Annotated in this window: 12 protein-coding genes and 3 tRNA genes; 6 read left to right on the top strand and 9 right to left on the bottom strand. The window is 55.6% G+C overall.

Going from position 1 to position 12,900, the window contains the following annotated elements; genetic code table 11:
* Position 1: 1 nt before the first annotated feature.
* The 5 genes from ACN082_RS00790 to ACN082_RS00770 form a co-directional block, all read right to left on the bottom strand.
* Complete coding sequence (locus ACN082_RS00790) at positions 2-232, bottom strand: helix-turn-helix domain-containing protein (RefSeq protein WP_419098950.1); 231 nt, start codon at positions 230-232, stop codon at positions 2-4.
* Between the two features lie 218 nt (positions 233-450).
* Positions 451-523 (bottom strand) — tRNA-Phe (locus ACN082_RS00785).
* A gap of 62 nt (positions 524-585) precedes the next feature.
* A tRNA-Asp gene (locus tag ACN082_RS00780) sits at positions 586-659 on the bottom strand.
* Positions 660-709: 50 nt separating this feature from the next.
* Positions 710-782, bottom strand: a tRNA-Glu gene (locus tag ACN082_RS00775).
* A gap of 372 nt (positions 783-1,154) precedes the next feature.
* On the bottom strand, positions 1,155-2,165 hold the full coding sequence (locus tag ACN082_RS00770) for a universal stress protein (protein WP_419098949.1): 1,011 nt from the start codon (positions 2,163-2,165) through the stop codon (positions 1,155-1,157).
* Positions 2,166-2,423: 258 nt separating this feature from the next.
* On the opposite strand from ACN082_RS00770, the gene ACN082_RS00765 reads away from it, so the two are divergent.
* Positions 2,424-3,767 carry a D-arabinono-1,4-lactone oxidase gene (locus ACN082_RS00765; RefSeq protein WP_419098948.1) on the top strand — a complete coding sequence of 448 codons (1,344 nt, stop codon included), beginning with the start codon at positions 2,424-2,426 and terminating at the stop codon, positions 3,765-3,767.
* Between the two features lie 11 nt (positions 3,768-3,778).
* On the opposite strand, the gene ACN082_RS00760 is transcribed toward ACN082_RS00765, so the two are convergent.
* From ACN082_RS00760 to ACN082_RS00750, 3 genes are all read right to left on the bottom strand, one after another.
* Positions 3,779-4,483 carry a potassium channel family protein gene (locus ACN082_RS00760; protein WP_419098947.1) on the bottom strand — a complete coding sequence of 235 codons (705 nt, stop codon included), beginning with the start codon at positions 4,481-4,483 and terminating at the stop codon, positions 3,779-3,781.
* Positions 4,476-5,813: a TrkH family potassium uptake protein gene (locus ACN082_RS00755; RefSeq protein ID WP_419098946.1), complete on the bottom strand. Its 1,338-nt coding sequence runs from the start codon at positions 5,811-5,813 to the stop codon at positions 4,476-4,478. Before ACN082_RS00755 ends, ACN082_RS00760 begins: the two co-directional genes overlap by 8 nt.
* Positions 5,814-5,968: 155 nt before the next feature.
* Positions 5,969-7,372: an FAD-dependent oxidoreductase gene (locus tag ACN082_RS00750; RefSeq protein WP_419098945.1), complete on the bottom strand. Its 1,404-nt coding sequence runs from the start codon at positions 7,370-7,372 to the stop codon at positions 5,969-5,971.
* A 381-nt stretch (positions 7,373-7,753) separates the two neighbouring features.
* Between ACN082_RS00750 and ACN082_RS00745 the strand changes: the two genes are divergently transcribed.
* The 5 genes from ACN082_RS00745 (at position 7,754) to ACN082_RS00725 (ending at position 11,735) form a co-directional block, all read left to right on the top strand.
* Positions 7,754-8,065, top strand: a complete 312-nt coding sequence (locus tag ACN082_RS00745) for a hypothetical protein (protein WP_419098944.1) — start codon at positions 7,754-7,756, stop codon at positions 8,063-8,065.
* A gap of 277 nt (positions 8,066-8,342) precedes the next feature.
* The gene (locus ACN082_RS00740) at positions 8,343-9,575 is read left to right on the top strand and encodes a hypothetical protein (RefSeq protein ID WP_419098943.1); all 1,233 of its coding nucleotides are present in this window, start codon (positions 8,343-8,345) and stop codon (positions 9,573-9,575) included.
* A gap of 139 nt (positions 9,576-9,714) precedes the next feature.
* Complete coding sequence (locus tag ACN082_RS00735) at positions 9,715-9,891, top strand: hypothetical protein (RefSeq protein ID WP_419098942.1); 177 nt, start codon at positions 9,715-9,717, stop codon at positions 9,889-9,891.
* Between the two features lie 5 nt (positions 9,892-9,896).
* On the top strand, positions 9,897-11,072 hold the full coding sequence (locus ACN082_RS00730; RefSeq protein WP_419098941.1) for a sensor histidine kinase: 1,176 nt from the start codon (positions 9,897-9,899) through the stop codon (positions 11,070-11,072).
* A gap of 12 nt (positions 11,073-11,084) precedes the next feature.
* Positions 11,085-11,735, top strand: a complete 651-nt coding sequence (locus tag ACN082_RS00725; RefSeq protein ID WP_419098940.1) for a response regulator transcription factor — start codon at positions 11,085-11,087, stop codon at positions 11,733-11,735.
* Between the two features lie 10 nt (positions 11,736-11,745).
* Here the strand turns inward: ACN082_RS00725 and ACN082_RS00720 are convergent, their stop codons facing one another.
* Positions 11,746-12,897 (bottom strand): putative glycoside hydrolase, encoded by a 1,152-nt coding sequence (locus tag ACN082_RS00720; protein ID WP_419098939.1) that lies wholly within the window; start codon positions 12,895-12,897, stop codon positions 11,746-11,748.
* Positions 12,898-12,900: the final 3 nt, after the last annotated feature.

Genomic DNA, 12,900 nt, shown 5'->3' with positions numbered 1-12,900 from the left:
ACTAGTTCCTTTCCTCGTCGATTGTAAAGAGGTCACCCGGGGCGCAGTCCAACACCTGGCAGAGAGCAGTCAGTGTGGAAAACCGCACCGCCCGTGCCCGGTTATTTTTAAGAATCGATAGGTTAGCCACAGAAACCCCCACCTTTTCTGAGAGTTCAACCAAGCTCATTCCTCTGTCCAAGAGCAAACAATCCAAATGGCATGTCACGCGGTGTTCTTCAAGGGGTGGCATTGCCGGCTGCTCTCCTTTCCACACAGAAACATATCGTTTTTCAATATGCTTAAAGTGTGACATATCGTTTTTCGATATGCAACAGAGCAGAAAGACAGACCAAGAAGCGCAACCCCCCAGGGCACACAAAAGCGCCCCACCTTCCGCAAGGAAGATAGGGCGCTAAAGGTTAAAGTAAAAAATCCACTCTCACGTAGAAGCCTAGAGAGTGGATTTCGTGGCTCCGACCGGCGTCGATCCGGTGACCTTACGATTTTCAGTCGCACGCTCTACCAACTGAGCTACAGAGCCAGGCATACCTTAGATATGCCACAACCGCGCCTTCCCCACAAGTGAGAATTACGCGGTCGGAGCGACCCCGACGGGACTTGAACCCGCGACCTCCGGCGTGACAGGCCGGCGCGCTAACCAACTGCGCTACGGGGCCATAGGCTAGAACCGAAATTCTAACATGGCCGTGAAACCGAAGTTTCACAGTACCCCCAACGGGATTTGAACCCGTGTTACCGCCGTGAAAGGGCGGCGTCCTAGGCCGCTAGACGATAGGGGCTAGTTCGCTACTCGCTCCGGGCCTCGTTCCCTTGGCCCGTCGCTCGAACAAGTAATACATTACGCGACTTCTAAAAGGCGTGCAAATCGAGAAACCCTCAAAACCCCTTATCGGAGCTAAAAAACCGGTGTTCTCCGACACAAAAATGAGTGAAATCAAATCCCCAAAGCACCTAAAACAACTTGTCAAAGGCATATTCTGGTATTTCCAATAGGGGGCACAAAAAATTTTCAACTTTTTTAAAAAAGACGGCAGAACAGCGCCGTCGGAGCATCTTCACTGCGGAAAACGCTACGGCGGGAGCTGTCCTGCCTTTTCTACCTCTAGCTTACTCCCCTACCGGGGGTTCTAACCAGAAGTTAGCGGCTGTTCTTAACCCCAGCTAATACCTGCGTCAGGGGCTTCCTTAATGCGAGGATCGTCAATCTCCGGAACAATCATGACCGGAACCTGAGTGTTGTGCAGGATGCCCTGGGAGGTTGAACCCAGAATCATGCCGGCGATACCGCCGCGTCCACGGGTACCTACAACGATCATGTCGGCAGCCTTACCAGCTTCAAGCAGAACCTGAACGGGCGAACCGTCAATCAGCTTGAACTCAATTTCAAGCTGGGGGAAGTAGCCACGAATCCACTCGGCAGCCTTACGCTGAAGATCAGCGATTTCGCGGTAAAGTGCCTCAAAGTCAACGGCGGCGGGCACCCAGTTCAGTGCACCGGTGTAGGGGGCCAGGGCATTGACCAGGGTCAGCTTGACTCCGCGGCGCGAGGCTTCGTCAGCCGCCTGCATCATAGCTAGGCGGGCTTCATCGGAGCCATCAGAGCCCACCACGATAGAACGGCCACGGCCCAGAATCTCAGGGTCGCCCTCAATCTTCTCGGCGTAAGACTGGGGCACAGCAATAGTGGGGCAGTGCGAATGAGCGGGAAGGGAGGTTGAAACGGTACCCAGCAGGCGACCCAGGAAGCCTCCGTGTGAACGTGAGCCAACCACCATCAGTTCGGCTTTCTTGGAGAGCTCAAGCAGGACAGCGGTGGCATCGCCGGTTTCTACGGTGGCACGCAGTTCTACGCTGGTGTCGCCAACACGGGAGTGGGCCTCGTCAAGGATCTGAGCGACACCATCGGTCAGGGCCTGCTCATCGACCATGGAATAACCCGCGTCAAAGCCGGTACCGGTAAAGACGGGCAGAGAGTAGGCGGTAACCATTCGGACCGGCACCTTGCGAATTTCGGCCTCATGGACCGCCCAGCGAAGGGCACCATAGCTCTGCTCTGAGCCATCGATGCCTACAATAATCTCCCCGGAAGCCTGGGCGACTTCTGATAGGTTGTCACGGCTGGCTACTGCTTTTTCGCCGAAGGTGAGTTCGCGTTCGGTCATGGTCATCTCCTTAGATTCACGACGACCCCGCTCTGCCAGCCGGTCTACCGGTAGCCCTGCTGGGGTCCTACTTAAAGTTTAGTGGGTGCGCTCACATTTATCCCCCTATTTCACATCATGACAGGGACAGGTCGGGCAGGTTACCCGCTCCTTTCACCATTGCTGATAACCGCCCCTGCAAAGACTCAGCAAACAGCTAGTAAGAGCCTGACTAATCGTGCGAAGATATGCACTAGGAAGCAAGATAAGAGGAAAACCATGGCAGATACCCCGCAAAACAGCACTCTGGCCTGGAGCACTTGGGCCCGCCAGCACGAGGCCCAGGCCACCGGCCTGTTCCGACCCCGTTCCATACTCGAACTGCAGGAATGTATCGAGCATGCAGGTGCAACCGGCCAGCGCCTCAAGGTAGTAGGCCGGGGGCGCAGTTCATCCGCTATAGCCCAGCCCACCGATGCTCTACTTGAACTTGACTACCTCACAGGCCTCACGCGGGTAGACGCCGAGGGCCTTACCGCCACCTTTCGCTCAGGAACCACGGTGCGCGAAGCCAATCAAATCTTGGGTTATTACAATCTTGCTTTCAGCAACCTGGGCAGGCTCGATGAGCAGACCCTGGCCGGTGCTATCTCAACGGGTTTCCACGGCACCGGTGTAGATTACGGTATTTTTGCTACCCAGGTAACCGAACTCAAACTGGTAGGGGCCTCAGGTCAGCTCATCACCTGCTCAGTACAGGAGAATCCAGAACTCTTTAAGGCAGCCCTCTGCGGTCTGGGTGCCCTGGGCATCATCGTAGAAATTACCTTCGCGGTGGTTCCCCAATTCCGCCTGCATGCGGTAGAACGCGGCCACTCCTACACCGACATTGTGCATAGCTTTACCGAACGCGCACACGGATCCGATCACTACGAGTTCAGCTGGTTCCCCGGCTCCGCTGAGGTTCGCACCCGCAGGCTCACCCGCCTGGCGCTGCTGACCGAGGGCTACATGCCTGCGAGTGCAGCGGTCAGCCAGGCCCGCCGCTACGGCGGGGACCACCTGCTCAATAACGGGATGTTCTCTGCCCTCAGCTACCTGGGCGCTAAGGCTCCTGCCCTCCAGCCTGCCCTGAACAAGGTCTCTAACTGGGGCAAGGGCAACCGGCGCTACGCAGACTACTCTGCCCGCGTATTCACCGTTCACCGTACCGTGCGGCACAGCACTATGGAATATGCCTTCGATATATCCCAGTTCAACGAGCTCATGTCTGATATCCGCGCCCACTGTAAGGGAAGCCCCGCACAGAGCTCTTACCCGCTCGTCATAAGCACATCGGCCGCTGACGATATCTGGCTCTCCCCGGCTTATGGGCGTGAGACTTTCTATGTTTCCGCGCGCTCTTATTGGCGGCAACCCCAGGCTGAGCTTTTTAGCCCCCTAGAGGCTATCTTCAAGGCGCACGGGGGCCGCCCCCACTGGGGGCAGTTCCACAGCCAGAGCGCTCACGATTTAGCCGAGCTCTACCCGCACTTCAAGGACTTTGTAGAGTTGCGCGCCAAGCTGGACCCCCGGGGGATCTTCCTCAACCCCCACCTGCACAGGGTGCTCCTTGAGGGCTAGTGGTGAACCTTTTACTGCAGATAGTTCCGAGCGAACTGTTCAACGGCCTGGGGCGTCCCAGAAAAAAGGATCGTGTCGTTGGACTCAACCGGGAAATTATCGGGTAAATGGTGCCAGGTTCCTTTTGAGTCTCTGACGGCAGTAACTGCGATCCCGTGCTCCTTAAGCAGGGACCTGGTATAGATCTCTTTACCGACAAAGCCTTGTGGAGCTGCAGATAAAACCGCTACGCAGTTGCTATCAATTTGGATGTATTCTTTCAGGCTCCCCTGGAGCAGGTGGGCAACGCGTTTACCCATGTCACGTTCGGGGAAAACGACTTTTTCTACCCCTAGCTGCTGCAGAATAATACCGTGCTGATCTGAGACGGCCTTGGCCCAGATATTTTTGACCCCTTGCCGGATTAAGTAAGAAGTGACCAAAATACTGGATTCCAGGTGGTTGCCAATAGCCACAACAATTCGATCAAAATCTAAGATGTCGAGCTGCTCTAGGGCTTCTTCTTGGGTTGCATCGGCTCGCACAACGTGACTGAGCCGGCCGTTCAACTGCTGAACAACGCCGGGGTCACTATCAATACCCAGTACCTCGGCACCGTCTTCCATAAGTTCTAAGGCTACCGACTGGCCAAAACGCCCCAGACCTATGACAGCTACCGATTTACGCTCGCTGACCAGCTCTGGGCTAAAAAAGGAGAGTTTCTTCTTGCTAACCAATGATGGGCCTTTCTTTGGGGAACTCATAGTTGACGGGTTTACGGCGGTAGGCGAAGGCGGCAGCTGCGGTAACTGGACCCACCCGGCCTATGACCATAAGAACGATCAGAATAACCTTGCCGGCATCTGGCATCATGGGGGTGATCCCGGTGCTCAGGCCCACCGTAGCGAAAGCGGAGATAGCTTCAAAGGTGAGCTGGTCGCTGGTAAAATCTGTGATGAGCGCCAGGGCAAAAATACTGATAAAGACAAAAGCACAACCTAACAGGAGCACCGTGGTTGCTTCACGATGAACCGAACGTGATAGACGCTTACCGAAGATGTTTACTGCCCCCTGGCCACGGATTTCCGCAAGCATCAAAAAGAAAAGCACACCGAAGGTTGTAATTTTGATGCCGCCCGCTGTTCCTGCTGGCCCTCCCCCGATGAACATCCATAGGTCAACGAACATGGTTGTTGCCGGGTGGAACTGGGCTATATCCAGGTTGCTAAAGCCTGCTGTTCGGGTAGAAACAGATTGAGCGAAGCTATTGAGAATTTTTTGGGAGGCACTCATAGGGCCTAAAGTGCCCGGGTTGTTCCATTCCAGGATAGCGAACCCAAGGGTGCCTAAGCTCAGAAGCAGAAGCGTCCCATAGATAACAAGCTTGGTTCCCATACGCCACAGCCGCCTGTTAGAGCCGTAACGGCGTAGTTGCATGAGCACGGGAAACCCCAGGCCACCCAGGATAATCAGAAAGCTAATGGGTAGAAGAATGAAGGGGTCATGGTTAAAACCCATCAAGCTATCGGAGTAGAGGGCAAAGCCTGCGTTATTGAAAGCGGATACCGCGTGAAAGACTCCGTACCAGGTTGCCTGCCCTAGGGGCATATCGTAACCCCAGTGAAAGCGTAGGGTCAGGGCAAGGGCACCGCAGGCTTCAAAAAGCAGGGATGTTTTAACGATGCCAAGCACGGCTTTGCGCATGTTGAAGAGGCCGTTGCCTCGCACTTCTGCAGAGGCTCTGAGCTTGGCGCTGAATGCTAGATGCCTGCCCTGGAGTGATGCACCAATAGCCGTTGCCAGGGTCATAACCCCCAGGCCGCCGACCTGAATCAAGATCAGGATGATGACTAAACCCGTGTTTGACCAGTAGTTGGGGGTATCCACGGTTGAAAGTCCGGTCACGCAGGTTGCTGATACAGCGGTGAAAAGATTATCAATGACCCTGGTGGAAGAAGGGTCCAGGTGGGAGATAGGCAGGAGCAGGAGAACAGTGCCCATCAGGATTACAGAGAGGAAACCGTAAAAAACACTGCGCTGAGGGTTGATTCGGGAAGAACGTAGCACAAGGTTTATCTTAGGTACTGTTACCTGCTCAGGGCTGAAGTAGCCACAAAATATCCTCCGGGCGTGTCTTTGGGGCTAGACCCTCTTGATAGCGAAGGCCTAGGGGTGCCCTCTCCAGGGGCCAAGGGAACTGATTGGAGAGGGCACACCCGGTTTTACTCTGCGCGAGAGATGGCGGTCATTTCTTCGCGGTCTACCACCTTAATGCGGGCGCGAGGCTCACCGGCGGCATCGGTTGCCGCTGCACCCAGGGCCTTTTCGTGGTCGTCCAGGCGGTGCCAGCCTTCCCAGGTGGTGTAGCGGATGCCCTTGCCCTTGAGGAAGTTCTCAATGTCGGCGGGGTCTGTAGCTTCTGCAGTATAAAGGTTCTCGCGGTCCTCAAGCAGGTGGGTGACGGTTTCGAGGGCGTCGGACTTGGTGGAGCCGATCAGGCCAACCGGGCCGCGCTTAATCCAGCCGGTGGCGTAGAGGCCGGGGACGGGCACATCGCTGTCGTCAATGACGCGACCCTCTCGGTTGGTGATTACGCCGCGTTCGGAGTCGTAGCCTACCTCGGGTAGTTCTGAGCCGAAGTAGCCGATGGCGCGGTAGACGGCCTGGACTGGGTAGTCGATGAACTCGCCGGTGCCGGTGACACCACCGTTGCCGTTGAGCTGGGTGCGTTCCATACGAATACCGGTGACCCTACCGTCCTCACCCAGGATCTCTGAAGGTGCCTGCAAAAAGTGCAGGTGCAGGCGGCGGGAGGCGGTGCCGGGGTTTTCCTTCTGCTCCTCTAGCCAGCCCTTGAGGGTCTTCATCATGACCTTGGTCTGGGCGTTAGTTTCCATGGCTTGGCGGGAGGCGTCATCGAACTGGAAGTCTTCTTCGTAGAGCACGATGTCTACATCGCGGGAGTGGGCTAGTTCGCGCAGTTCCAGGGGGGTGAATTTGATCTGGGCGGGGCCGCGGCGACCAAAGACGTGAACGTCGGTGACGGGTGAGGCTTTAAGGCCCTGATAGACGTTGTCGGGGATTTCGGTAACCAGCAGGTCGTCGGCGTGCTTGGAGAGCACGCGGGCAACGTCCAAAGCCACGTTGCCGTTACCGAGCACAGCGATTTCTTTGGCTTCTAGGGGCCAGGTGCGGGGGTAGTCGGGGTGGCCGTCGTACCAGCAGACGAAGTCGGAGGCACCGTAGGAGCCATCCAGCTCAACACCGGGGATGTTCAGGGAAGCATCCTTGATGGCACCGGTGGCGAAAATGATGGCGTCGTAGTGCTTGCCTAGGTCTGCCAGGGTCACGTCGGTGCCGTAGTCTACGTTGCCAAAGAAGCGGATGTCGCCGCGGTCTAGTACCTTGTGCAGGGCTTTGATAATGCCCTTGATGCGGGGGTGGTCGGGGGCTACGCCGTAGCGGATCAGGCCGAAGGGGGCCGGGTAGCGGTCGAAGATGTCGATGGCTACGGGGACATCGCCTGAGCGGACTTCTTCGGACTTGGTGAGGATGTCGGCGGCATAGATACCGGCGGGGCCTGCGCCGATGACGGCAACACGGAGGGCGCGGGGGGCTGAGGACACGGGTTTTCCTTTCGGCGCCGGTGGCTGTGGACTTGACCGGCTGAGGACGTTTTTCACAATTACCCATTAGTCTACCGCTGGGGGCTGGGTTAGGTTAACCTTATAAGCTGTCAATTCAGCTTGAGCGCTTTTCAGGAGGACATATGTACTAAAGTGTGAGCACTGAGCGACTGCCCTTGTCGAAGTTTTCAAGACACACTCCTTACTGTCCTTGCTCGCATGTGGGCAGAACATCAAGAGGGATCTGAAAAGTCAGGACTTAAGTACTATGTTTCACACAATGTATTGAATCTCATAATCAAAGGAGTATATTCCAGATTACAGAAACTATCTCTTTTCTGTAACCCGAAAACTGCAGCACTCCCCTAGGAGATGACTCTCATGCCAGCCTTCAAGAAGAAAGCTATCGGCTTATTTGCCCTGACCGCACTTACCCTCACCTGCTTGTCGAGGATAGCACCAGCAGGGGCAGAAACCACCTTTGAGCAGAACCTTGATTATATTGTTACCTCGGTAGGAGCAGAGGCCAACGACCAGGCTATCCGCGCTGAGATGTTGGAGGGGCTTCAGGAGTATGCCCAGGAGCAGGGCCTCACCCTGGAGCAAGCCGCCCAGCGGGTTGCAGATGAGTCCCGAAGCTACAGCACCAATACCTTTCCACACGAAACTGCCAGCTCCTCTCAGGCAGGGTAAGCAGACCTCAACTCAGGTGGATGAGCAAGAAAAGTAGCTATGGGTAAGGCGCGGTAGGTATAACTGCTCCCAACTGGTCTGGGCGGCTTATAAATCAACAGATCCCAACGTAGATTTAGACTCTAACGGTGGCCCCGGAGTCTACCCGGCAGATATTGCTAAATCCCACTGGACCACCTGGTACGAGACCCGCTCCTAGACTCCGCATTTCTCGTCAACAGTGCGTGGGCACCTAGATTAAGGTGCCCACGCACCACCACCTCTACAAGGTACAGCCATGAAAAAGTCATCTACCGCATCGCTAGCCGCCGCCCTCCTCCTTCTTACTGCCTGCACCCACAGCAACCAACAAATCAGCACCACCCCACCCGAAGAGCAACTAGCCAACAGCGTCATCGCCTACTCCATGTCAACCGACTACCGCTCAGCCGGAGGGCTTGAGAATAACCCCGGCGGTAGCATCCTCTTCTACAACCCAGACACCAAGACCTGGACAGATGTCGCCACCGATGGCATGGAGCACTCCAGGCTCACTTACCGAGACCAGACCCTCTATTACGCCGACTACCAAACCGATTACGCTCTCACCCCCAAGGGCCTCACCACCGCTGAACACCAGGACCACCAAGCACCCCGTATTCCGCTCATGTTCAGTATCCCCCAAGACCGGGGAGGAGGCATGGTTGCCCTAGCAAACCAAGGAAGCGAAGATGACGGCTCAGGCTATCTCTGGGATATTATCGTTACCCAGGGCAACAAGCGCACCGTCCACCCACTCGAACACTATATTGGCTACGCGGCCCAATGCGAAGACGGTAGCGTCTGGGGCTGGAGCAATCCCTACCTGACCTCCAATACCAGCGACTACGGCGCTGCTAACGCCCCTCAACAAATCTTGCAACTCTACCCCGATTTTAAACCTGATCCTGTTGCCACCATAGAACACGAACACCGCTACAGCACAGGAAACTCCTTAGACTGCGCCGATGGAGTTCTCTACTACATCATTGACAATTACAAACCAGAGGTGACAGACCCCTACGGGGGTGGGCCTGATGATTTTGATGGCTCTAGCCTAGTTTCCTATGACACCCGAACCGGAATATTCGATAAACGTGATATCAACGGTGACTGGGCAATTCGTAGCACAGATGAAATGTGGAACAGTGAGCTGATTTATAGACATATCTACCAGGGAGGGTTGTACTGGATCTCTGGAAGCGGCGACCTTGTACGGACTGATCTCAAAACGGCCCACAACACCAAGATACTCACGCTCCAAGGTTACGACATCGAAACTGAGTCCCCCGGTTTGATTGCATTTGAAGGCCCCTACCTCTTCCACTCCATTCCCCGCTTTGGGCGCGATACAGACTTCTACCGCTACAACCTCACCACCGGAGAAATGGAATCCCACGCCAAACTACCCGACTACAAAAACGTAGACAAAAAATACCAGTTCCCCTCGGCTATGGTGATTACCAACCTAGATAAAGCACTCAAGCTCTAGGTATTCGCCCCGCCAAAAATTCAGAGCAACAGACAACCAAGGGAACACGAATAAGGGTTGTACTATCACCTGCCCTCCTTGACACCAGGGCCTCCATAGAATTACCTGGTGATAGACGTAACCTAAAAAGAAAGTACCAATGAAATACCTAGCTCTGGCCCTGCTCACCCTGACCAGCACCTTCACCACCCCCACCACAGCCTCAGCCACAGAGCCACCCGCTCAGGGGCTTCTAGTATCTAGCTCAAATGACCCAGAAGCTATCAGGTGCGAGCAGGGAATTTCTAGACTCTTCCCCTGGTGCTGGAAAGCGTAAACACCTTGTCCCGCCCATTACTGATGCACAGTCTTTTAGAAACCGGTAGGCACCTCCCAGAGGTTCAGCTCCCGCCCAGAGCCAAACGTATAGCCCTCATCATCATGGGGGCCCTCCTAGCTGTCGAAACCTTCTTAGCTTTCACCGCCCCAGCGGAGTATGCCCTCTTACGCACTTGCTGTGTTCTCATACTTCTGGCTCTCACTCTCAGCATTTCATCCAAGGCTCTACCCACAGCCTACGTCTTTTGCTTCCTCACCCTCACCGCCTATACCTTATATAACCAGGTATCCGAACTCTTTTTTCTCCTGGGTATGTTTGGTTTTCCCTTAGCAGTACTCCTGGCAAGCTCCCGGCAGGTACTAGCCCTGGCAATCTCACTCTGCATCGCTCTCTCCAATGGCTTCATGGTTGGTAGCCTGGTCTACACAATAATCGTCGCCATTTCGCTCTTCTTTATCTTCTTCGGCCTCCCTTTTAGCCTGCGCCTAGCCTGGGAACAGAAAACAGCCAGCGACCGCAAATACAAGCAACTCCAAGAACAGGTAGCAGAAGCCAACAGAGCACTGGCCCGCGAACTCCACGACACCATAGCCCGGCAGATCAGCATCATTGGGCTCAGCACCAACCAGGCACTCAACGCCCCCACCCTGGATGCTAAAGACACCGCACTCACAACAATTCAAGAAAAAACCCATAGGGCCCTAGCCGATATGCGCCTACTCATTCAAGCAACCAGGGCAGACCACAGCATCACGGCACTCCCAGAGGTATCCCCGGTCACCATCAACCTTGAAGAATCCATCAACCAGGCCATTGCCCGCCTGACCAGCAAGGGCTTCACGGTGGATGCTCACATCGACCTAGCCAGCACAGAGATTCCCGAAGGCGTACGCCCCACCCTGCACAAGGTTATTGAAGAGATTCGCTTTAACGCCGAAAAATATGCTGCGCCCGGCAGCACTATAAAGGTGACAGCCCGCCCTAACCTGACCGGTATCACCATCGCCACCAGCAACCCCCTACCGGCTATCACCGGCAAGAAAAAGCGTTCGCCCAGCACCGGCTACGGGCTAGTCGGGATCCAAGAACGCATCCGCCGGCTGGGCGGAACCATCAACTACGGAGTAGAGGGCCAGACCTGGCGGCTAACCATCAACCTACCCCTGGTTACTGACTAAGAAAGGCCCAGCATGAAGACAACAACCGTGGCCGTAGCCGACGACGTCCCCGAAATTCTCGAACTGCTCAGCCTCTACATCGAGAGCCAAGAAGACCTACACCTGGCAGGCACAGCCACCAACGGGCAAGAAGCCATAGAACTGGCAACCAACACTCGCCCCCAGGTCTTCCTCATGGACCTACACATGCCCGGCCTGGACGGTATCCAAGCTACCAGCCAGATCCTTGCCACCTACCCCGACACCAAAATTATCGCCATCACAACCTTTGATAGCTACGACTACGTCCGCAAAGCCCTCCAAGCCGGGGTAGACGGCTACCTGCTCAAGAACTCCCGGCCACGAGAAATCAAACAGGCCATCACCGCAGCTATTGAGGGGCGCGCCATCATCGACCGCCGGGCACTAGCCAGCCTGGTGATCTCCATGAATATGACAGAACCGCCCCAGGGGGACCCCTGGAGCGAACTCACAGAAACCGAACAGGGCATCGTCAAGCTAGTCTGCCTGGGTAAAACCAATCAAGAGATAGCAGAAGAACTCCACTACTCACTCTCAACCGTCAAAAATGCACTATCCCGCATTTACGACAAGATGGGCGTAGCCACCCGCACCCAGCTCCTTGTTCACGCAGGCCACCACAACTTCCCGGTCTACGGCTAGAAGCGCGCCCCTACTGCAGATCAAAACGCCGGGCAATAATCAGGCCACCATCGTCTTGGGCCTGAACCAACATACCCTGGTGCGGCGGGATAGAAATCGTACCGTTAGCATGTCCACTACCGGGAAAGTTCAGCGCAGGGCTCACCTGATCAGTAAGGTTAACCGCCGCCCAGCCTTTCTCAAAGCTACGCCCATAAATACCCAGTGCACCCTCAATGGGGCCGGTCGGTTGGCCAAGATCCCAGGCTAGCTCTTCAACCCAGGGGGTGTCATTGTGGGCATCATGGGCACCGGCAGTCACCGCCGACCACTGACCACCACCAAAAATCCAGAAAGCCGCAAGAGCCATCAGAAAGTTGGGGTGCTGCAGGTCTCCATCGGTGGAAGCCCGCAACAGGGTTAACCTTCCCTCACCCTGCGCCTGCTCCCCCTGCATGAAGTTCCGAAGGTTGGCCTGGGGGCTAGGCATCATCTGCTTAATCTGAGCCACCGAGCTATTGGCATCCAAAAACTCGTTCGGCCCCCAGCCCAAGAAGACCTCTTCAAAACCGCCGCCGTAGGCGCTATGGCGCTCCCACTTACCCTCATCCCTGCGGGACTCAGCAATGTTCGGAACCAGGATTTTGCCGCGCGCGTTCAGGGCCTCACCGGCCTCTGAGATCAGCGCGTCAAGGCCACGGTGGACTACCTCGATGCTTTCTGCGCCCTCAAGGGGGAAGTTCAAACCGTAGTAATCCCCGTAGATATCGTTATCTGCAAGAACACCATCAAAGGGGGAATCCGCAATCTCCTCCACCACGTTCTGAGTCCAACGGCTCCGGTAGGAGGCATCCCAAACTCGCATCTGGTAGTGCCCCCAGTAACCGTTCCACTCGATCTTGTCACCGTTGAGGCGACGAGCAAACCACCCCTGAGCCTCAGCTTCAGAATACGAAACACCGGAGGTGTAAGGTGCGCTCTCTTCATACCTACGAGCTGAAGATAGGCACTTATAGGCCAGTACGATGATATTAGGGTTGAGCTCTTTGAGCTGCCGTGCAGCCTCCCTCTCCCCCGGTTGGACCAAGGCCACCGCGTAATGTTGAGCTGCAAATTCAACCTGTTCGCGGGTAATTGGGTCGCCTCCGTAGCGTACCCATAATCCTCGACTGACCGTAGTCATGCC

Origin of the sequence: Rothia sp. CCM 9417, from assembly GCF_048513575.1 — a bacterium.
Taxonomy (GTDB): domain Bacteria; phylum Actinomycetota; class Actinomycetes; order Actinomycetales; family Micrococcaceae; genus Rothia.
The sequence above is the reverse complement of the archived record's forward strand: the minus strand, read 5'-3'. Positions and strand labels throughout refer to the sequence as shown.

What these genes read in the sequence shown, in the direction of transcription:
- ACN082_RS00790 (WP_419098950.1), bottom strand. Translation starts at nt 232, where the DNA reads ATGCCACCCCTTGAAGAACACCGCGTGACATGCCATTTGGATTGTTTG.
- ACN082_RS00770 (WP_419098949.1), bottom strand. Translation starts at nt 2,165, where the DNA reads ATGACCGAACGCGAACTCACCTTCGGCGAAAAAGCAGTAGCCAGCCGT.
- ACN082_RS00765 (WP_419098948.1), top strand. Translation starts at nt 2,424, where the DNA reads ATGGCAGATACCCCGCAAAACAGCACTCTGGCCTGGAGCACTTGGGCC.
- ACN082_RS00745 (WP_419098944.1), top strand. Translation starts at nt 7,754, where the DNA reads ATGCCAGCCTTCAAGAAGAAAGCTATCGGCTTATTTGCCCTGACCGCA.
- ACN082_RS00740 (WP_419098943.1), top strand. Translation starts at nt 8,343, where the DNA reads ATGAAAAAGTCATCTACCGCATCGCTAGCCGCCGCCCTCCTCCTTCTT.
- ACN082_RS00735 (WP_419098942.1), top strand. Translation starts at nt 9,715, where the DNA reads ATGAAATACCTAGCTCTGGCCCTGCTCACCCTGACCAGCACCTTCACC.
- ACN082_RS00725 (WP_419098940.1), top strand. Translation starts at nt 11,085, where the DNA reads ATGAAGACAACAACCGTGGCCGTAGCCGACGACGTCCCCGAAATTCTC.
- ACN082_RS00720 (WP_419098939.1), bottom strand. Translation starts at nt 12,897, where the DNA reads ATGACTACGGTCAGTCGAGGATTATGGGTACGCTACGGAGGCGACCCA.